At 62.5% G+C, this 19,334-nt stretch carries 15 protein-coding genes; 11 read left to right on the top strand and 4 right to left on the bottom strand.

Annotated elements, in window-relative coordinates; all coding sequences use genetic code 11:
- Positions 1–126 precede the first annotated feature (126 nt).
- From QN219_RS21920 to QN219_RS21930, 3 genes are all read left to right on the top strand, one after another.
- The gene (locus QN219_RS21920) at positions 127–1,668 is read left to right on the top strand and encodes a sugar ABC transporter ATP-binding protein (RefSeq protein ID WP_284002095.1); all 1,542 of its coding nucleotides are present in this window, start codon (positions 127–129) and stop codon (positions 1,666–1,668) included.
- A gap of 32 nt (positions 1,669–1,700) precedes the next feature.
- Positions 1,701–2,726, top strand: coding sequence for an ABC transporter permease (locus tag QN219_RS21925; RefSeq protein WP_173511581.1), 1,026 nt, complete (start codon positions 1,701–1,703; stop codon positions 2,724–2,726).
- 214 nt (positions 2,727–2,940) lie between these two features.
- A complete protein-coding gene (locus tag QN219_RS21930) occupies positions 2,941–3,063 on the top strand; it encodes a hypothetical protein (RefSeq protein ID WP_284002096.1) in 123 nt (40 codons plus the stop codon).
- A 275-nt stretch (positions 3,064–3,338) separates the two neighbouring features.
- Here the strand turns inward: QN219_RS21930 and QN219_RS21935 are convergent, their stop codons facing one another.
- On the bottom strand, positions 3,339–4,370 hold the full coding sequence (locus tag QN219_RS21935) for a LacI family DNA-binding transcriptional regulator (RefSeq protein ID WP_284002097.1): 1,032 nt from the start codon (positions 4,368–4,370) through the stop codon (positions 3,339–3,341).
- Positions 4,371–4,535: 165 nt separating this feature from the next.
- Between QN219_RS21935 and QN219_RS21940 the strand changes: the two genes are divergently transcribed.
- The 3 genes from QN219_RS21940 (at position 4,536) to QN219_RS21950 (ending at position 8,168) form a co-directional block, all read left to right on the top strand.
- Positions 4,536–6,062 (top strand): sugar ABC transporter ATP-binding protein, encoded by a 1,527-nt coding sequence (locus tag QN219_RS21940; protein ID WP_284002098.1) that lies wholly within the window; start codon positions 4,536–4,538, stop codon positions 6,060–6,062.
- Positions 6,063–6,141: 79 nt separating this feature from the next.
- The gene (locus QN219_RS21945) at positions 6,142–7,152 is read left to right on the top strand and encodes an ABC transporter permease (RefSeq protein WP_173511584.1); all 1,011 of its coding nucleotides are present in this window, start codon (positions 6,142–6,144) and stop codon (positions 7,150–7,152) included.
- A 65-nt stretch (positions 7,153–7,217) separates the two neighbouring features.
- The gene (locus QN219_RS21950; RefSeq protein ID WP_284002099.1) at positions 7,218–8,168 is read left to right on the top strand and encodes a substrate-binding domain-containing protein; all 951 of its coding nucleotides are present in this window, start codon (positions 7,218–7,220) and stop codon (positions 8,166–8,168) included.
- 319 nt (positions 8,169–8,487) lie between these two features.
- Here the strand turns inward: QN219_RS21950 and QN219_RS21955 are convergent, their stop codons facing one another.
- Positions 8,488–9,867: a sensor histidine kinase gene (locus QN219_RS21955; RefSeq protein ID WP_284002100.1), complete on the bottom strand. Its 1,380-nt coding sequence runs from the start codon at positions 9,865–9,867 to the stop codon at positions 8,488–8,490.
- Positions 9,864–10,541 carry a response regulator transcription factor gene (locus tag QN219_RS21960; protein ID WP_284002101.1) on the bottom strand — a complete coding sequence of 226 codons (678 nt, stop codon included), beginning with the start codon at positions 10,539–10,541 and terminating at the stop codon, positions 9,864–9,866. The genes QN219_RS21955 and QN219_RS21960 overlap by 4 nt, the downstream gene beginning before the upstream one ends.
- A 178-nt stretch (positions 10,542–10,719) precedes the next feature.
- On the opposite strand from QN219_RS21960, the gene QN219_RS21965 reads away from it, so the two are divergent.
- The 5 genes from QN219_RS21965 to QN219_RS21985 all read left to right on the top strand — a co-directional run bounded on the left by QN219_RS21965 (position 10,720) and on the right by QN219_RS21985 (position 15,530).
- Complete coding sequence (locus QN219_RS21965; RefSeq protein WP_284002102.1) at positions 10,720–11,787, top strand: ABC transporter substrate-binding protein; 1,068 nt, start codon at positions 10,720–10,722, stop codon at positions 11,785–11,787.
- Between the two features lie 329 nt (positions 11,788–12,116).
- A complete protein-coding gene (locus tag QN219_RS21970; RefSeq protein ID WP_284002103.1) occupies positions 12,117–13,061 on the top strand; it encodes a tripartite tricarboxylate transporter substrate binding protein in 945 nt (314 codons plus the stop codon).
- Positions 13,058–13,552: a tripartite tricarboxylate transporter TctB family protein gene (locus tag QN219_RS21975; RefSeq protein ID WP_284002104.1), complete on the top strand. Its 495-nt coding sequence runs from the start codon at positions 13,058–13,060 to the stop codon at positions 13,550–13,552. The genes QN219_RS21970 and QN219_RS21975 overlap by 4 nt, the downstream gene beginning before the upstream one ends.
- A 14-nt stretch (positions 13,553–13,566) precedes the next feature.
- Positions 13,567–15,084, top strand: coding sequence for a tripartite tricarboxylate transporter permease (locus QN219_RS21980; RefSeq protein ID WP_284002105.1), 1,518 nt, complete (start codon positions 13,567–13,569; stop codon positions 15,082–15,084).
- Positions 15,085–15,287: 203 nt separating this feature from the next.
- Positions 15,288–15,530 carry a hypothetical protein gene (locus tag QN219_RS21985; protein WP_284002275.1) on the top strand — a complete coding sequence of 81 codons (243 nt, stop codon included), beginning with the start codon at positions 15,288–15,290 and terminating at the stop codon, positions 15,528–15,530.
- A 77-nt stretch (positions 15,531–15,607) separates the two neighbouring features.
- Here QN219_RS21985 and QN219_RS21990 read toward each other — a convergent pair whose 3' ends face one another.
- Positions 15,608–19,201 carry a FecR domain-containing protein gene (locus tag QN219_RS21990; RefSeq protein WP_284002106.1) on the bottom strand — a complete coding sequence of 1,198 codons (3,594 nt, stop codon included), beginning with the start codon at positions 19,199–19,201 and terminating at the stop codon, positions 15,608–15,610.
- Positions 19,202–19,334 lie beyond the last annotated feature (133 nt).

Raw genomic sequence — 19,334 nt, forward strand, 5'->3', positions numbered from 1 at the left:
GCGGTCAGCGCTGCGCTCCATTGAAGTCAAGTCCCGCCCAAGACCCGGCAATGGGTCGACAAGAAGGCATATTCCGCCCACCGCGTGGACGTTCCGGTCGATGCCGGAAAATGGGAGGCAATGAGAATGACACTCAGTCCCACAACGATGGCAGCCGTGCGCGCCAGCGGCGCCGTACCCAAGGCCGAATATCTTCTTTCCGCGGAAGGCGTGCGCAAGGAATTCCCGGGCGTCGTGGCGCTCGATGACGTGGAGTTCAAGCTGAAGCGCGGCACCGTGCATGCGCTGATGGGCGAGAACGGCGCCGGCAAATCGACGTTGATGAAGATCCTCGCCGGCATCTACCAGCCGGACCAGGGCGACGTGAAGCTCAAGGGTGTCGACATCCGGCTGAAGTCGCCGCTCGACGCGCTCGAAAACGGCATCGCCATGATCCATCAGGAACTGAACCTGATGCCCTTCATGACGGTCGCGGAAAACATCTGGATCCGCCGCGAACCCAAGAACCGCTTCGGTTTCGTCGATCACGGCGAAATGCGCCGCATGACGGCGAAGCTGTTGGAGCGGCTGAAGATCGACCTCGATCCGGAGATCGAGGTGCGCCATCTCTCGGTCGCCAACCGGCAGATGGTCGAGATCGCCAAGGCGGTATCCTATGAATCCGACGTCCTGATCATGGACGAGCCGACATCGGCGCTGACCGAGCGCGAGGTCGCGCATCTCTTCGAGATTATCCGCGATCTGCGCTCCCAGGGCATCGGCATCGTCTACATCACCCACAAGATGAACGAACTCTTCGAGATCGCCGATGAGTTCTCGGTGTTTCGCGACGGCAAATATATCGGCACGCACGCTTCGAGCAACGTCACCCGCGACGACATCATCCGCATGATGGTCGGACGCGAGATCACCCAGATGTTCCCGAAGGAAGAAGTGCCGATCGGCGATGTCGTGCTGTCGGTGAAGAACCTGACGCTCAACGGCGTCTTCCATGACGTGTCCTTCGATGTACGCGCCGGCGAAATCCTCGGCGTCGCCGGGCTCGTCGGCTCCGGTCGCTCGAATGTTGCCGAGACGCTGTTCGGCGTCACGCCGGCAAGTTCGGGCACGATTGCGATCGACGGCAGGGTGGTCGTGATCGACAACCCCAACACGGCGATCCGCAACCGGATGGCGTTCCTGACCGAAGACCGCAAGGACACCGGCTGTCTGCTGATCCTCGACGTGCTCGAAAACATGCAGATTGCCGTGCTGCAGGACAAGTACGTCAAGGGCGGCTTCGTCACCGAAAAGGGTATCACCGCGGCTTGCGAGGAGATGAGCCGCAAGTTGCGCGTCAAGACGCCGAACCTGCAGGAGCGCATCGAAAACCTGTCGGGTGGCAACCAGCAGAAGGTGCTGATCGGCCGTTGGCTTCTCACCAATCCGCGCATCCTCATCCTTGATGAGCCGACCCGCGGCATCGACGTCGGCGCCAAGGCGGAAATCCACCGTCTTGTCACCGAACTCGCCCGCAACGGCGTCGCAGTCATCATGATTTCGTCGGAAATGCCCGAAGTGCTCGGCATGAGCGACCGGATCATGGTGATGCATGAAGGCCGCGTCACCGGCTTCCTCGACCGAGCCGAAGCGACCCAGATCAGGGTCATGGAACTTGCCGCGCGCTAGGCGCGCGATGCCGACCGCAGGGAGGAAAGAAAATGGATACCAATGTCGCCGCACATGGCACGAGTTCGACCCTTGTGAGGTCGAGGCGGCGCGTGCCGCCTGAATTCAACATCTTCCTGGTGCTCCTCGGAATTGCCCTTGTCTACGAAGTTCTCGGCTGGATCTTCGTCGGCCAGAGCTTCCTGATGAATTCCCAGCGGCTGACGATCATGATCCTGCAGGTCTCGGTGATCGGCATCATTGCTGTCGGCGTGACGCAGGTGATCATCACCGGCGGTATCGACCTTTCATCCGGATCGGTCGTCGGCATGACGGCGATGATCTCGGCAAGCGTCGCGCAGGCATCCACCTGGCCACGCGCGCTCTACCCCTCGCTCACCGACCTTCCGGCTATCGTGCCGATCGGTCTTGGCGTCGGCATCGGCCTGATAGCCGGCTATATCAACGGGCAGCTGATCGCCAAGACCAAAATCCCGCCCTTCATCGCCACGCTCGGCATGATGGTCTCTGCCCGCGGCATCTCCAAGTGGTACACCAAGGGCCAGCCGGTCTCCGGTCTCACTGAACAGTTCAATTTCATCGGTACGGGCATCTGGCCCGTCATCGTCTTCCTGGTCGTCGCGCTGATCTTCCACATCGCGCTGCGCTACACCCGCTACGGCAAGTTCACCTATGCGATCGGCGCGAATGTGCAGGCCGCGCGCGTATCCGGCATCAATGTCGAAGCGCATCTGATCAAGGTCTATGCCATCGCCGGCATGCTGGCGGGCCTTGCAGGTGTCGTCACCGCAGCACGCGCCCAGACAGCGCAGGCCGGCATGGGCGTCATGTATGAACTCGACGCCATCGCGGCGACCGTCATCGGCGGCACGTCGTTGACGGGCGGTGTCGGCCGCGTCACGGGTACCGTGATCGGCACGGTGATCCTCGGGGTCATGACCTCTGGATTTACCTTCCTGAGGGTCGACGCTTACTATCAGGAGATCGTCAAGGGCATAATCATCGTCGCAGCCGTCGTCGTCGACGTATATCGCCAGAAGGCCAGAAAAAAGACTTAATATCGAAGAAGAAGACTTGTCCTCCCAGTGAAGTGACTGGCCGGGTCGGCGAAAGCCGTCCCGGTCTTTTCTTTTCTGTGTTGCCAAGCGATGAAAGACTTGTCCGTGGCTCGACTTATGCTTGCCCTGCAATGCAGCCCCCTGGACTCCGCTCTGGCGAAAGCATCGCCGATACACTACACCCTCAACGATCCAAAACTGTCGGAGATTTATCATGTTGTCGCAGCGCAAGCTTGCGAGCCAGTTCCAGCCGCGTTTCGTTCTTCAGCTTTGGGACGCGATGCTTCGGGTCCAGACCCGCGAAACAGCTTCCCTCTTCGGCCCCCGCGGCCGCTAACGCATAACGCCCCTATTCTCCCTTCTCCCCATTGCGCGCCTTATCAGACGCGCAATGGGGAGACCAATGCGGCCTGCCGTGAGCTTGGCAACGACGTGCGGGACCTCGACCGCGAGCCGCTCTAAGGTGCAGAAATTCGTCCACACGCGAGCGAGCACGCCGCTTAGGCCGGGGATGAGACGAGGCGTGAGAGAGGGGCCCCTGCCCAAATGGAGGAGCGACTCGTGATGCCCTTGTTGAGGGAGGGGCGGCTCGCGAGGTTGCCCCAGCTTGCCCTATCTTTCCGTCCATCGCCGCGAAGGTGCGGCGACCGAATTGCGGACGATCAGATCCGGTCTCAAGAGGATTTCCATCTCGGCGGGCTGCCCGTCGGAAAGAAGCTCCAGCAGAAGCGCCATGGCGTGTTTGCCGATCAGCGTGCGCGGCTGGCGGATCGTCGTCAGCGCCGGCGTCATGAACGTCGCCTGCGGCACGTCGTCGAAACCAGTGACGGAAAAATCACGGGGTATGTCATAACCGCGCGCCTTTAGCCCGATCATCACGCCAAGCGCCGTCTGATCGTTGACACACATGAAAGCGGTCGGGAGCGTGTCGCGCACGAAGAGCCGCTCGACAGCAGCCCTGCCGCTCTCGAGCGTGCCATCGCCCTCCTGGATAAGGCGAAGCTCCGCCGGCACGCCCGCTGCGTCGAGCCCCGTATCGTAGCCGGCACGTCGCCTCTTGTAGGCGAGCCGGGTGCGGGAATCACCGATAAAGGCGATCTTGCGGTGCCCCTCGGCGATCAGCAGATCGACCACCTTGCGGGCACCCTCCACGTCGTCGACACCCACATACGGTATGCCGCCGTTGAAGACGGGCTCGAAGATGCCGACGCTCGGCGGCAATCGCGCCGTCATGGTCTCATGGCCGAATGGCAGTATGCCGGTAAAAAGAATCAGGCCGGCCGCCTGGTTGGAGTTGAGGAACTTCAGATATTCGAGCGCCCGCTGCGCGTCGTTCTGCGTATGGCCGATCAGCACGCCATAGCCATGCGACCGCGCCTCGTTTTCCAGGCCGACGAGAATGCTCGAAAAATTGGGATCGCCGATGTCCGGGGCGACGACCAGAATCATGTTCGACCGGCCGAGCCTCAGGCTGCGCGCCATGGCGTTGGTGGTATAGCCGGTGATTGCAATCGCCTGATTGACCTTCAGACGCGTCGACGTGGCGACCTTCTCCGGCGTGTGGATTGCCCGCGATACCGTCGCGATCGAAACCTCGGCGATCCGGGCGACGTCTTCGATGGTTGCGGGCGTGGAATCCGACACTGCGCTCTGCCTTGCGTCTCGTCTGGGCGGGACACTACACACACCGCGGGCAACGTCAAAGGCTGCCGGGCAAAATTCTGTGCATGCCCTTATGTAAACCTTTACATCGCGGGTGTAAAGGTTTACATAGCCTAATAAGCGGATGGGAGCCGCAAGGGGGAATCAATGAATCCGGAGACCGTCGACGCCGCGCCCGTGGTGCTGGAGGCCCGTCGCATCAGCAAGTCGTTCAGCGGCGTGCAGGTGCTCTTCAGCGTCAATTTCGAGCTTCGCGCCGGCGAGATCCATGCTTTGATGGGCGAGAACGGCGCCGGCAAGTCGACGCTCGTCAAAATACTCTCGGGCTTCGAGCAGCCGTCCTCGGGTGAAATATTGCTCGATGGCCATCCGGTGAAGCTCCCCGCAAATGGCGCCGCCGAGGCGCTCGGCATCGTCATCATCCACCAGGAATTCAATCTCGCCGAACATCTGACTGTTGCCGAGAGCCTGTTTCTCGGCCGGGAGGTCACACGTTTCGGTGTGCTCGACCGCAAATATATGCGCGCGGAAACGCGCCGCGTTCTCGATCTCCTCGGCTGTCGAGTCGACGCGAATGCGCTGATCGGCAGTCTTTCGATCGCTGAAAAGCAGATGGTGGAGATTGCCAAGGCCATCAGCCGCGACGCGCGTGTCGTCTTCATGGACGAGCCGACGGCCGTTCTCTCCCGCGAGGAGACCAATTTCCTCTTCCGCCAGGTGCGCAAGCTGCGCGACCAGGGCACGAGCTTCGTCTTCGTGTCGCACAAGCTCGACGAGGTCATCGAGTTGACCGATCGAGTGACGGTATTGCGCGATGGGCAGTGGGTGAAAACCGCCCCGACCTCGATGCTCGATGGGGAATCGATCGCCCAGCTCATGGTCGGCCGCGAGATGTCCAGTCTCTATCCCGCCAAGACCGAGCCGGACGTTGACGAAGAGGTCGTGCTGCGCGCGGACTCGATCTCGACCGACTACGTCAAAGATGCCAGTTTCGAGGTTCGCAAGGGCGAGATCCTCGGTTTTTCGGGCATGATCGGTTCCGGTCGAACCGAACTGATGGAGGCGGTTGCGGGCCTCAGACCGCGGCTATCGGGAGAGGTGACGATCCGTGGTGAAGCCGTCCCGTCGGGCGACGTGCACGCGGCCAACCGATGCGGCCTCGCCTACATGACCAAGGACCGCAAAGGGAAGGGCCTGCTCCTGAATTCCGGCATGACGGCAAACCTGACATTGCAATCGCTCGATCAGCACACCAGCCTCGGCTATCTCAATCCGACGAGCGAGGCCGCATCCCTCGAAAAGGCTCGCCGCCGCTTCGACATCCGCGTGCGCGACGGCAATGTGGTCGCCAGACGCATGTCGGGCGGCAACCAGCAAAAGCTCCTGCTCGCCAAGGTGATGGAGACGGAGCCGGGAATCATCATCATCGACGAGCCGACGCGCGGCATCGACGTCGGCACCAAGCAGCAGATCTATCACTTCATCTCGGCGCTGGCGCGCGATGGTCGCTCGATCATCGTCGTTTCCTCGGAAATGCCCGAGGTTATCGGGCTTTGCACGCGAGTTGCCGTGATGCGCGAGGGACGCATCGTCGGCATGCTCGAAGGCGACGAGATCTCCGAGCAGGAGATCATGCGCTATGCCGCGGGACTGAAGAGGATGGCTGCGGCCTGACGGCCGACGCCGGCGACAACAAGGCAGTGACAGGAAAAGGAATTCCCCCGAGCTTTCGGGGCGGGAGGTTGATCTGGACATGAGCGCGAACGAGGAAACCATCCAAAGCACAATTCACCGCCGCACCTGGCGGGACGTCGATCTGAGGGCCGTGGCGCCGTTTGCCGCGCTCGCGCTGCTGTTGGTCGTCGGCGCGATCGTCAACCCCAACTTCATCGGCCTCAACAATCTCGCCAATGTCGCCACCCGCAGCGCCTTCATTGCCATCATTGCCGTAGGCGCGACCTTCGTCATCTCGGCAGGCGACCTCGATCTTTCCGTCGGCTCGATGGTAGCCTTCGTGGCGAGCCTTATGATCCTGTTCATGAATTCCGGCGTCATAGCCGATCCGGCGCTGATGCTGACGGCCGCCGTCGTCTTCGCCGTCGCGGCGGGCGCGGCCTGCGGCCTCGCCAACGGGCTGATCACCACCGTCGGCCGGATCGAGCCTTTCATCGCTACGCTGGGCACGATGGGTATCTATCGCGGTCTCACCACCTGGCTTTCGCAGGGAGGCGCGATCACGCTTCGCGAGCCGCAAATCCAGGAGCTCTATCGCCCCGCTTATTTCGGCAGCATTCTCGGTGTACCGGTGCCGATCGCGATCATTCTCGCGGTTACCGCCGTCGCCGCTTTCATTCTCTACCGCACCCGCTACGGCAGGCACGTGGTCGCCGTCGGCTCCAACAGCGACGTTGCCCGCTATTCCGGCATCTCCGTCAACCGGGTACGCACCATCGCTTTCGTGATCCAGGGCCTCTGCGTGGCGATTGCCGTGCTGCTCTACGTGCCGCGCCTCGGCTCCACCTCGGCGACGACCGGCATTCTCTGGGAACTGCAGGCCATCACCGCCGTCGTTGTCGGCGGCACCGCGCTTAAGGGCGGCGCCGGCCGTGTCTGGGGCACGATCTGCGGCGCCTTCATCCTCGAATTGGTCGGCAACATCATGCTCCTGTCGAACTTCATCAGCGAATACCTGATCGGCGCGATGCAGGGTGCGATCATCATCATCGCGATGCTCGTCCAGCGCTCGCTGGTACGCAAATCGTGACAATGCCGGATCTCGCGATCCGGCCACATCAGCGAAGACCCTGACACATTGGGAGGAAAGAAAACATGCGAAAGGGATTAATGGGCATTGCTGCCGTCGCGATGATGGCACTGACGGGCGTGGCCCACGCGGAGGAGAAGAAGGTCACGATCGGCGTCTCGATCCCTGCGGCCGACCACGGCTGGACCGCCGGCGTCGTGTTCCATGCGGAACGCGTCGCGAAGCAACTTATGGAACAGCATCCGGGCCTCAACGTCATCGTCAAGACCTCGCCGGATCCGGCGAGCCAGGCCAACGCCGTGCAGGATCTCGAAACCCAAGGCATCGACGCGCTGGTGATCCTGCCGACAGATCCCGATCCGCTGGTCAACGCCATCAAGGAAGTCAAGGGCAAGGGCACGTTTGTGGCGCTCGTCGACCGCGCGCCCTCGATCAACGACAACAGCGTGCGTGACCTCTATGTCGCCGGCAACAACCCGGCGCTCGGCCAGGTCGCCGGCGAATACATCAAGGCTACGACGCCCGAAGCCAAGGTCGTCGTTATCCGCGGCCTGCCGATCCCGATCGACCAGCAGCGCCAGGACGGCTTCGATCAGGGCATCGCCGGCTCCAAGGTCGAAATTCTCGACCGCCAGTACGGCAACTGGAACCGCGACGACGCCTTCAAGGTGATGCAGGACTACCTGACCAAGTATCCGCAGATCGACGTCGTCTGGTGCCAGGATGACGATATGGCCGTCGGCGTCCTGCAGGCGATCGAGCAGGCCAAGCGCACCGACATCCAGTATGTCGTCGCCGGCGCCGGTTCGAAGGATATGATCAAGAAGGTGATGGACGGCGACAAGATGATTCCGGTCGACGTGCTCTACCCGCCGGCAATGGTAGGCACCGCACTCGAAATGACGGTCGCCAACTTCTACGGACAGGTTCCGGTTCGCGGCACCTACACGATCGACGCGACGCTGGTCACCAAGGACAATGCGAAGGACTTCTACTTCCCCGATTCACCGTTCTGATCGGACGCATCGGCGATAGTCTTGCCTCGACCTGCCCGCGCGTTGCCGGGCAGGTCGTTTGTTTGAGAGACACCCCCCTCTGCCCTGCCGGGCATCTCCCCCACAAGGGGGAGATCGGCAAGCGGCGACGCCCCGCTCAACCAATTGCGTTGCGTGCCCACTGTTGAATTCGGCGACATCGGCGTTTGCCAGCGTGCTGTGGGCAGGCCTTTGTTGCTGGCCGATCTCCCCCTTGTGGGGGAGATGCCCGGCAGGGCCGAGGGGGGTGCCAACGAGCGCTTTCCGACCATTGCAGTCGAAACGATATGGCATGCTCGTCTCACCCCGCCGGAAACGCCACCACCGCCTTCAATCCGAGCCCGCCTTCACCCTCCTCCAGGCGCATCGCCCCGCCGTAAAGCGTGGCGATCTCCTCGACGATCGGCAGGCCAAGCCCGGTGCCAGGCGCCTCGTTGCCGCCGCGCCGGAAACGCTTGAGCACCGCTTCGCACAATTCCGGCCGGATTCCCGGACCGTTATCCTCGACTTCAAGCACGACAGCATCGTCGCGTCTTTCGACACGTACCGTGACCTCGGCGCCCCGTCCGGCATGGAGGATCGCGTTGCCGATCAGGTTCTTCAGAAGCTCGCCGACGAGCAGCGGCTCGGCGCGGATCCAGTGCTCACCGTCGCCGGCAAAACCGAGGTCGATTCCGGCCTCGCCGGCCACCGGCACATGCTCGGCGGTGATTGCGCGGGCGAGCCCCACGAGCTCTATGCGCTCCGAACCGCGCGCCTCCTCCCTCGCCGCCGCATCGATCTTCGCCATCAGCAGCAATTGCGCGAGAATGCGTTCGGCATCGGCGACTGCTTCATCCGCCTTGCGCGCAGCCACCCGCGTTGCCTCGATCGTACCCGCTCTCTGAGCAAGTGCCAGCTGCGTGCGGATGATCGCAAGCGGCGTTCTCAGCTGATGGCTGGCATTGCCGGTAAAATGGCGCAACGCATCGAGCGCCGACTGCAGGCGCACCATGAAGGAGTTTACGGTGTCGACAAGCCCCTGAACCTCGCTCGGCACCCGCTCGCCGATCGGATGCAGATCGTCGGGACTGCGCTCGGCGATGGCGTCGCCGAGCCGATAGAGCGGCCTTAGCGAGAAGGTGACGGCGACCCAGACAATCACCGCCGCGCCAGCGATCATCAGGCCCAGACGCAGGGCGGAGCGCAAAAGGATCGTCTGCGTCAACTGTCGTCTCGCGATCGTCGTTTCAGCAACCGTCACTACAAAGGGAACGGAATTGACGCCCGTAGAAGCGGAACGCCGGAGTGCTGCAATGCGGATGGGCTCGCCGCGGAAGACGGCCTCTCCGAACACCGTCGACTGGTCCTGAGCTGCCGTGAGCGACGGCAGGGTCTGATAACCGGTAATGAATTGGCCTGGCGGCCCGTCCACCCGGTAGAAGACCCGGTCCTGTGCCGCGGATGTCAGCATCTCCAGCGCGACATAGGGAATATCGACCTGAAGTGAGCCGTCCTCGGCGACGACGACGCGTTCGGCGATCGCCAGCGCCGAACCGGCAAGCACGCGATCCGAGACGACATTCGCCGTCTTGACCGCTTCCCGGTAAGTGTCGGTCAGCGCCACCACCCCGATCACGGCGGTGGAAATCAAGAGCCAGCCGAGCAGCCTGCGCCGCAGTGAATAGACGACCGTCCTCATTCGGGGCTGGCCGTCTTGTCGAGATAATAGCCGATGCCGCGCGCGGTGCGCACCGTCAGGCCGTAGGGTGCCAAGCGCTTGCGGAGCCGGCTCACATATTGCTCGATCGCATTCGGGCTGAGATCGTCATCGAGGCCGGTGAGCGACTGGACGATCGCCTCCTTGGCGACGACCTTGCCGGCGCGCATGAACAGAAGTTCGAGCAACCCGAGCTCGCGGGCGGGAATCTCGATCGGCGCGCCGGCGGAGGAGAAACTGCGTGAGGTCAGGTCCAGGGACACATTGCCGTAGCTGACGACCGAGGCGCGCAGTCCCGCCTGGCGGCGGAGGAGAACCCGCACCCGTGCCTCGAACTCGCCGATGTCGAAAGGCTTGATCATGTAATCGTCGGCGCCGAGATCGAGGCCTTTCACCCGCTCCTCCGGCGTACCGCGCGCCGTCAGGATCAGCACCGCCGCCCGGTTCTGCCGCGCCCGCATGGCCCGCAGCACGTCGAGCCCGTCCATCTCCGGCAAATTCAAGTCGAGGATCACCAGATCGAAGCTTTCCGCAGCGGCAACGGCATGCGCCGAGGCGCCGTCGCTGACGACGTCGACCGCATAGCCGCTTCCGCGCAGGATCGCCGATAGACCCTCTGCCAGGGCCTGGTTGTCTTCAACAAGCAAGATTCGCAATTGTCGCTCTCCCCCGATCACTTTATCGGCCGCAGGCTTGCTTGTGAACGGCAGACGGCTACTGCATACTTCCTTAAATCGAATTGATCTAAGGAGAAAATCATGCAGCGCTTCAAGCCGTTACAGCGACCTTGGCGCGCCTGAACGGGCGCGCGGCGCCGTAAGGCATTGTGGAATTATGCGACACCTCATTTCCCTGCTTTTTTGCCTCTTTCTTCCTGGGCTGGCGCTCTCGGCGCCGGTGTTTTTTCCCGCCGTTTCCGGGGACGCCGCAGCCCCCGTCCTCGTCGTCTATTCCTCGCTCGACGAGCCGCTGGCGCGGCCGATGATCGTCGGCTTCCAGAGGGCCAATCCGGACGTGGCGGTGCGCTACGAGGACATGCTGACGGGCGAAATCTACGACCGGATCGTCAAGGAGACGGATGCCGGCCAGAAGACGGCCGACTTTGCCTTCTCCTCGGCCATGGATCTGCAGGTCAAACTCAGCAACGACGGCTATGCGCAACGCAGCGACCTGCCGATGAGCGGTCGCTGGCCGGCCTGGGCGAACTGGCGCAACACGGCCTATGCGCTGACCTTCGAGCCGGCCGTCTTCGTCTATCACAAGCCGAGCTTCGCAACCGAGCCGCCGCCGGCAACCCGTGCGGAGTTCGTCGACTATCTGAAGCGTAAGGGCGGCGCGGTCTTCGGCCGCATCGGCACCTATGATATCGAACGCTCCGGCGTCGGCTTCCTCTTCATGTCGCGCGACCAGGAGCAGTTCGGCGACATCTGGAGCGTGATCCAGGCGATGGGGGCCGCGGGCGTCAAACTCTATTCGACCAGCCAGGCGATCGTCGAACGGGTTGCCGACGGCCGCTTCGTGCTCGGCTACAACATCCTCGGATCCTATGCAGCCGACTGGGCCTCGCGCCATCCCGATGTCGGCATCGTCCTTCCAAAGGACTACACGGTGGTGATGTCGCGCATCGGCCTGGTGCCCCAGGCGGCCGCCTCCCCCGATCTCGGCCGCCGCTACCTGGAATTCTTCATGTCGAAGGAAGGCCAGACGATCATGGCGCGCGAGTTGCAGATCCCGGCAGTCAGCCCGGATGTCGCGGGCGAGAACACCGCCAACACCATGCAGGAGATGCTGGGCGGCCAATTGCGCCCCGTTCCGGTCAGCCCGGGATTGATGGTCTATCTCGACCAGGTCAAGCGCGCCCGTCTGATCGCGCGCTGGAACGAGGTGCTGCGGCTACACTGACTTTCGCCTGCAGCGTTGTGGTCTCTCAGCAGCACAAGGTCGCTGCAGCTCTTTGAATTACTGCATGAAATCGGCTCCGGTCTAAGGAAACATGCAGCAGCAAAACAACCCATTTACGCAAAGCCGACTTGATGTCAGGTTAATGTCAGCTTTCTATGGTGGCTTAGGGATCGCTGATGATCCGTGGAGGCGGGCCGTCAGCAGCGCATCGGGAGGAAATCACCACCACGGTCAGCGGCTGGCGCGCAAGAAAACCAGCCACGTGCTTCTCCCGTACGCGACGATAATCAACGCACGCGCGATGAAACGCGCCTTACGGAGGACCGACCTTGAAACACTTCTTCCTGGCATCCATTCTCGCCGGCGCCCTGGCGCTTCCGGCATACGCGGCCGACTATACGATCATTGCACCGGCTAACCCCGGCGGCGGCTGGGACCAGACGGCCCGTTCGCTGCAGACGGTCATGCAGCAGGAAGGCATCTCCGGCAATGTCCAGGTGCAGAACGTTCCCGGCGCCGGCGGCACCATCGGGCTTGCGCAGTTCGCCAGCCAGCAGAAGGGCAACCCGAATGCGCTCCTCGTCGGCGGCTATGTCATGGTCGGGGCCATTCTTACCAACAAATCGCCGGTTACCCTCAAGGACGTGACGCCGATCGCACGGTTAACGGGCGAATACGAAGCGATCGTCGTTCCGGCCGCTTCCGAAATCAAGACGATGGCCGACCTCGTCGCGGCGCTGAAGAAGGATCCGGGCGCGGTTTCCTGGGCTGGCGGCTCTGCCGGCGGCACCGACCACATCGCCGTTGGGCTGATTGCCAAGGCTGCCGGCGTCGATCCGACGAAGATCAACTACATCGCCTATTCCGGCGGTGGTGAAGCGCTCGCCGCCATTCTCGGCAGCCAGGTGACGGCTGGCATTTCCGGCTACGGCGAATTCGAATCGCAAGTGAAAGCCGGCACACTCCGCCTGATCGCCGTTTCGAGCGCCGAGCGTATTCCGGGGATCGACGCGCCGACGCTGAAGGAATCGGGCGTCGACGTCGTGGTTGAAAACTGGCGCATGGTCGCGGCTGCCCCTGGCCTCACCGATGAACAGAAGGCGGCCGTTTCCGCCGACATCGAAAAGCTCGCCAAATCCCCGGGCTGGCAGGAAGTCTTGAAGACGAAGGGCTGGCAGGACACCTACCTCGCCGGCGACGCCTTCAACGAGCAGCTCGCGAAGGACATTTCCGCAACCGAAACCGTCCTCAAGGACATCGGGCTGGTCAAATGAACAAGGGGAATCACCCTTCCGTAGAAACGCGCCGCCCTGACAGGGCGGCGCTTATTATCGCCGCGGTTCTGGCTGCCATCGCCGGCCTGATCTTCTGGGATGTTTCGCGTCTGAGCGGGCTCGCCGGCTATTCGCAGGTCGGCCCCACCACGGTTCCCTATGCGATCGCCTGCTGTCTGGTCGGGCTTTCAGTCTGGACCGCCGTAGAAGCGGTGAGAGGCGACTTCGGTCACGAGCGGGAGAAACAGGAGTTCGGTCCGGTTCTCTGGATCGTCGGCGGCCTTGCCTCCCAGATGTTGCTGCTCAACACACTCGGCTTTTCGATCGCAACCGGCATTCTTTTTGCGATGACGGCGCGCGGTTTCGGCAAGCGCATGCTCTGGCTCACTGTGCCGATCGGCATCGTCTTCAGCTTCATCGTCTGGGTGATCTTCGCCAAGCTCCTGCAATTGTCGCTGCCCGCAGGGCCGCTTGAACGCCTGTTCTTCTGAGGGGGCCGCCGACCATGGGTACTTTTGACTTCCTGCTGCAGGGCCTGCTGGTTGCGGTCCAGCCGATGAACCTCGTCTATGCGCTGATCGGTGTGACGCTCGGTACCGCCGTCGGCGTCCTCCCCGGCATCGGTCCGGCCTTGACCGTGGCTCTGTTGCTGCCCGTCACCTACAAGCTCGATCCGGCCGGCTCGCTCATCATGTTTGCCGGCATCTACTACGGCGGCATGTATGGCGGATCGACCACTTCGATCCTGCTCAACACGCCCGGCGAAAGCTCGTCCATCGTCACCGCACTCGAGGGCAACAAGATGGCGCGCGCCGGACGAGGCGGCCCTGCATTGGCGACCGCTGCGATCGGCTCGTTCGTCGCCGGTCTCATCGCGACGCTGGCACTGGCTTTCATCGCGCCCTATATCGTCAAGCTCGCACTCGTCTTCGGCCCGCGCGAATATTTCGCGCTGATGGTGCTTGCCTTCGTCACGGTTTCGTCGGCGTTCGGAGACTCGACGCTTCGCGGCCTCACCTCCCTCTTCGTCGGCCTTACACTCGCCTGCATCGGCATCGACCAGTTGACCGGCCAGACGCGTCTGTCCTTCGGGGTACCCGACCTCCTCGACGGCATCGAGGTAACGACGCTTGCGGTCGCCATGTTCGCAATCGGCGAGACGCTTTATATCGCGGCGCAGGGCGACCGTGGCCCGGACAAGGTCGAAGCCGTAAAGGGCTCGGTCTGGATGAGCGCAATGGACTGGACCCGCTCATGGAAGCCCTGGCTTCGCGGCACCGCAATCGGCTTTCCGATCGGCGCAATGCCGGCCGGCGGCGCCGAAATCGGCACCTTCCTCTCCTATGCCACCGAGAAACGCCTGACCAAGCATCCGGAAGAATTCGGCAATGGCGCGATCGAGGGCGTTGCCGGGCCGGAAGCGGCCAACAACGCCTCGGCCGCGGGTACGCTCGTGCCGTTGCTCACCCTTGGTCTGCCGACGACTGCGACCGCGGCGATCATGCTGGCCGGCTTCCAGCAATATGGCCTTCAGCCCGGACCGCTGCTGTTTGCCACAAACCCGCAGCTCGTCTGGGGTCTGATCGCGAGCCTTCTCATTGCCAACTTCATGCTGCTCGTCCTGAACCTGCCGCTGATCGGCCTCTGGGTGAGACTCCTGACCATCCCGAAGCCGTGGCTTTATGCCGGCATCCTGCTGTTTGCGACGCTTGGCACGATCGGCGCCAACCCGTCGGTATTCGAACTCGGTATGTTGCTCGCCTTCGGCCTGCTCGGCTACGTTATGCGCGTCTTCGGCTATCCGATCGCCCCGGTCGTCGTCGGCCTGATCCTCGGCCCGCTCGCCGAGCAGCAATTGCGCCGGGCGCTTTCGATCAGCCAGGGCGACGTGACCGTGCTCTTCACCTCGCCGATCGCGGCAGTGCTTCTGGTCATCGCCGCCCTCGCCCTTATCGTGCCGCTCATCCTGAGAGCTCGCGGGCGCGGCCAGGTGCTTGCGCAACTTGCCGCGAGCGAGGACTGATCCTTTCGCCTCCCAAGGCGATCCATGGAGCGGGAAGAGGAGCGGCAGCCCTTCCCGCTCCAACTTTCTTCCCGCCGCAACATACTCTCCGAAACTACTCAATTTCCGGCCGGAAAATCGTACAGTTTTCCCCGGAAGGCTCCAAGTTCGACTGGCCGATCATCCCCGGACTTGCTTGCGCTGCATGGCTGGGGTGAGGTTTTGTGCATTGCAAAAACACCCGTCCAAGCACATCTTTTGCTCATCGAAATGGAAACGAAAAAGCGAGCAAAGAGATGATTGCCACCAGCAAAAACCGCATGGGTTTCATTGGCCGCGCCTTCGCCGTCCTGAGCGCTGCGAATGCTGCTGCCGCCGCCGTCGAAGGCAACCGCCGTCCGAATGCGCGCGACCTGCGCACCCTCGGCATCGACCCGGCAAACTTCCCGGACATCCGCCGCGGCTAACGCGCAGCGAGCGTCGCCGGAGAAAGCGACCGAGACGTCGCCTCGAAGCAGATTTCGGACAGACACCGACTACGCGCTCAAAACTTCGCCCTCACAGTGCCCAGGACAGTACGGCCTGGGCCGGGAATGCCGAGGGCCAGTTCGAAATCATTGTCGAACGCGTTCAGCAACTGCAAACCAAGCTCCAGATGTCCGCTCGGAGATTCCCAGCTGATCGCGGCATCGGTGGTCGTGTATGACTCCAAATTGATGCCGAAGGGTGCGCCGACCCGTTCTCCGACAAACGTCTGCGCCATCGTGGCCTCGATCCGTGAGGGATGCACGACCGTCAACCCGATTTGAGCACGATAATCCGGCACAAGCGGAACTTCGAATTCTCCGGCACCTCCAGGTGTCAGGTCGACACTATGGTTCCAGGTGAACGACCCAAAGGCACCAATTCCCTCACCAATCCAGTAATTGCCGCTGACATGCACACGATCGATTTCGCCGGTCGTGGTGTCGAAGCTGCCGAGTAACTCTGGGACGTCCAGAGAAAGGCCGTCGAAGCGCTGATGCTGGGACTCGACCGAGGTGAAGAAGCGCTCGGACCATTCTGCTTCCCAACGCAACGCCGCCGTTTTTGCGCTGCCGCCGATGAACAAAGGCAGGTCAAGGGGCGTCAGCCCGACTGTCGAGACCGGTGCAAGCGTGTAGCTGGATGAAAACTGCGTGTCTTCGCGATAGAACGCGCGGAGCCAATGATTTTCCACCAGCGACCAAGCGACGCCGATGCGCGGATCCACGCAGGGACAGTCGTCGCTGACATTATCCACCCAATTCACATAAACGCCGCCCTGGAACTCGAGATCCTCGGACACGTCCCATGTGGCGTCGGTGTAGGCGCGCGTTGCATTGCCTTTGTCGGAAAATTGATCGACGAAGAACACGCCTCCTGTGAGCAGATCCGTATAGACGGCGGAATCGCGCGTGCGGAACCGGCCGGTCTCGGCACCATAGCGAAGTGTGACGGGTCCGATTCCGTATAGATGGCTGACACCGGTGGTTGCGGTTTGCTCTTCCGTTTCTTGCTCGACGCGATACGGGCCGATATCGTCGACCAGATCGATACTCTGGTCTACGTCCCTGTTGCCGATGACGCCGAACGCCTGCAGAAGATTGCGTTCGCCAAACGTGTGGCTCCAGCCGATCCCAAGGTCAGAGAATCGAGTTTCTCTCGTGTCGAATGGCTTCGGGGACCACGTCTGCCCCGGAAAACCAGTGTCGAGATCGACCATATCGCCGAACAGGTAGACATTGTCCTCCAAGGTCGGATGTATGCCGACAGCGAAAGTCGCGCCGGTGATGTCATCGCGATCGTTCGTGCGCGGGCTGCCGGGCCGCAGTGTCTCCGCCTGCAGATAGTAGCTGATCGGGAGCGGTGTGTAGCTCGTGCCCTGCACGAGGACATCGCTCTTCCAACCAAGCTCGCCCTCTTGCCAGATCAGGCCGCCGCCAATCGCCGCTTCGAAAAAGCTGGTTCGTTCGAGTGAATTGCGAATCGTCGGCGACGCTACCGCGAGCGGATCAAGCAGAAGGGCCTGCAGATTGGAGGAAACGGTGGAACTTCCCGTCTGCGTGCGCTCGCTCGGCGAAAGCAACGGTGCGAATCCCTCGAAGGGACTGATCCGGCCGGCCGCGGCCTCATCGAGATAGGTGGTTGATCTGAACGGATCGTAGGAACGGTCTGCATAGTACTGGCTCCATTCGTTCAGGCCGACATTGTCGAGCGCGATCCCCAGGAACGAAGAAACCTGGCGGTTGGCATCGTAGCCGCCATAGTAGCCGCCGCGCGCCTGACGGCGGCGAAGCGCCTCGCGGGCCTCCACGATCGCTTGATCGGCGCGGTATTGATCAAGGGCTATGCCAGAACGGATCAGAGAGATCGACGGATTGTCCGGATCGAACCTGTCCGCATTGTCGAGCGCCTGAGCCGCCTCCTCTTCCGCCCCTAGCTGATAGCTCCCGATCGCCAACCCTATGAGGCTGTCGCCGTAGGTCGGGTTGACAGCGGAGGCTTCCAGAAGCGCCTTCTCGCCCTCCTCGGTCTTGCCGATCCGCAAGAAATAACGACCCTTGGCGGCCAGAACCGCGTAAGAACGAGGATCCAGCGCTTCCGCCTTGTCGATCTCGACCTTTGCCGCCGCGACCTGGTCGTTATCCATAAGGAAGCGCGCGTAGTTTGCGTGGAGCGCCGCGTTTTCCGGGTTCAGCTCGATCGCGCGGCGATGGGCGGCATCCGCCTCTATGATCGCGTTGCGGTCGCTTTGCACGATGCCAAGCTCGTTCCAGGCGGCATCGTCGCCGGGTGCAAGCTTTGTCGCGCGCTTGAGGTCCGCGAGAGCGCCATCGAGATCGCTGGAAACGGTCGCACGGAAGCGCGCGTTCACAAGGAGATAGGCTGGCTCTTCCGGATCGATCGCCTTGGCGCGGGCAAGAGCCTCCCTCGCCTCGTCTCGACGGTCGAGCTGAAAAGCAAGATCGGCCCGCATCGCCGGCAATCGAGCATCGTTCGGGAAGCGCTTTTCGGCCGCCTTCAGGATCTTGATCGCTTCCGCCTGCCCAAGCACGTGGGCGGTGGCGGTGGCCCGTGCCATCGCCGCCACCGGATCGTCGGCGTAGGCATTTTCTGCCGGTGGCGGCAGCGTCTCGCGATCCGGATGGGCCAAGGCGTTTGCGAACCATCGGCCGAAGACGGCGGCCGCTCGGCGATCGCGTGGCAGATGCGGCAGAGCGGCAGCAAACAAGCGGCTTGCCTCGGCGTAACGCAACTCCTGTCCCGCGATCATCGCTTCGACGAGCTTCGCCCGCGCCACCAGACCGGTCGGCAGGGGACGGCGGAGATGCGCAAGCGCATCTCTTGCGGCCGCGCGCCCGTCGCTCGAAAGCAATGCTTCAGCGAGCGCAAGCCAATCTTCGTTGCTTCGCGCGTCGGGCACGATAGCCAGAATGGCATCACGCCTGGCACGCGTCTCGCGACCACCCATTCCGGTTACGGGCAGACCGGCAAAGGCTCCGCGCAACTCGGTATAGAGGAGGATCTGCTCGCGCTCCTCCAGATTGACGAGAATGTATTTGCGCGGCGCCTGCCCAATTGCCGCAAACGCGCCCTCACCCTGATTGACAGTCACCACCCCTTGGGCGTTCTTGAGCTCTACGCTACCTTCGAGCACGGAGAGCGTCGTGTCGCCGTTGCCGGTTACCTGAAGCGTCCAGTCCGTGCCGCGAATGGCTGCCGCCGCTGCAGGCGTCTCGATGGTCAGACCGCTGCCGCCACGCTTGGCCCGGGCCCAGATGACGCCGGATTGAAGGCTGAGCTGGCTGCCGGAGTCCTGGCCTATCTTCTTGACGAGCAGCGCCGTGTTGCGGCCCATGCGCATCTGCGTGTCGTCGGCAAACAGAAGCGCCAGACTGCCGGTTGCATTGGTGCGCAGCACATCGCCGGCCAGCAGGTCCTGGTTGACCTCGATCGTGCGCCAGGCATCTATTTCGATGAAGCGGATTTCCTCGCCGGATTTGCGCGCAATGACCGAGCCTTGCGGTGACGATGCGCGCGGAAAGACCTCGGCTGCCGACGGCAGCACGCTTCCCAGCACCGCGAATGCGGCAACGGCGAACTTTAGCTTGCGCATGATGACTTTGTGTGCTGATCCCCGCGCGCAATATGCGTGCAAACAGGAACCGAAGTCAATTTCTGGTCGCTGCAATGCCACAGGAAAATATCGATGGAGAAAAAGGGGGCGATAGCGGAAGTGATCTTTGAAT

Source organism: Sinorhizobium sp. 8-89 (assembly GCF_030124325.1).
GTDB lineage: Bacteria > Pseudomonadota > Alphaproteobacteria > Rhizobiales > Rhizobiaceae > Sinorhizobium.

Coding starts and splice junctions, on each gene's coding strand:
- QN219_RS21920 (WP_284002095.1), top strand. CDS start 127: ATGACACTCAGTCCCACAACGATGGCAGCCGTGCGCGCCAGCGGCGCC.
- QN219_RS21940 (WP_284002098.1), top strand. CDS start 4,536: ATGAATCCGGAGACCGTCGACGCCGCGCCCGTGGTGCTGGAGGCCCGT.
- QN219_RS21980 (WP_284002105.1), top strand. CDS start 13,567: ATGGGTACTTTTGACTTCCTGCTGCAGGGCCTGCTGGTTGCGGTCCAG.
- QN219_RS21975 (WP_284002104.1), top strand. CDS start 13,058: ATGAACAAGGGGAATCACCCTTCCGTAGAAACGCGCCGCCCTGACAGG.
- QN219_RS21930 (WP_284002096.1), top strand. CDS start 2,941: ATGTTGTCGCAGCGCAAGCTTGCGAGCCAGTTCCAGCCGCGTTTCGTT.
- QN219_RS21950 (WP_284002099.1), top strand. CDS start 7,218: ATGCGAAAGGGATTAATGGGCATTGCTGCCGTCGCGATGATGGCACTG.
- QN219_RS21955 (WP_284002100.1), bottom strand. CDS start 9,867: ATGAGGACGGTCGTCTATTCACTGCGGCGCAGGCTGCTCGGCTGGCTC.
- QN219_RS21990 (WP_284002106.1), bottom strand. CDS start 19,201: ATGCGCAAGCTAAAGTTCGCCGTTGCCGCATTCGCGGTGCTGGGAAGC.
- QN219_RS21965 (WP_284002102.1), top strand. CDS start 10,720: ATGCGACACCTCATTTCCCTGCTTTTTTGCCTCTTTCTTCCTGGGCTG.
- QN219_RS21945 (WP_173511584.1), top strand. CDS start 6,142: ATGAGCGCGAACGAGGAAACCATCCAAAGCACAATTCACCGCCGCACC.
- QN219_RS21925 (WP_173511581.1), top strand. CDS start 1,701: ATGGATACCAATGTCGCCGCACATGGCACGAGTTCGACCCTTGTGAGG.